General features: G+C 67.9%; 1 pseudogene. It reads left to right on the plus strand.

The features are described 5' to 3' along the window. A pseudogene (locus tag EN925_RS39150) lies at nucleotides 1-378 on the plus strand (hypothetical protein); the annotation flags it as partial. Nucleotides 379-473: the final 95 nt, after the last annotated feature.

Genomic DNA, 473 nt, shown 5'->3' on the forward strand with positions numbered 1-473 from the left:
CTCGGCAAGGTGCTGCAGGACATGTTCGGCGGTGGCGCGCCTCAGCCGCAGCCGCAGGGGCGGGCGCAGCCGCAGCCCCAGCAGACGCAAAGCCCCTACGGAGACAATCCGCTGGGGAAAATCTTCGAGGAGATGCTGCGGCAAGGTGGCGGTGGCTTAGGCGGCATCCCCGGCGGACAGCCGGCGCCGCAACAGCCTCAAGCGCCCCCGCAACGTCAGGCACCGCAGCCACAGGCCAATCCGAGCGGCCGTCCGAAAAACCCGTTCGACGACCTGTTCGGCAAGATGTTCGAAACCGGCGCCCAGCAGCGTGATGACTACCAGAAGGGCGTGGAGACAATCTTCGACCAGTTTAAGCGGGACATGGACCGGCGGTAGGCGGTCTTCGCTGAGGTAGAAAGAGAAAAGCCCGGTCCTGGGAGGACCGGGCAGAGTGCAGGCGGGGCCGGGGGGTCCCGCAGGGGGGGGGGGGC

The sequence above is a fragment of the Mesorhizobium sp. M7A.F.Ca.US.006.04.2.1 genome, from assembly GCF_004022915.1.
Taxonomy (GTDB): Bacteria; Pseudomonadota; Alphaproteobacteria; order Rhizobiales; family Rhizobiaceae; genus Mesorhizobium; species Mesorhizobium ciceri.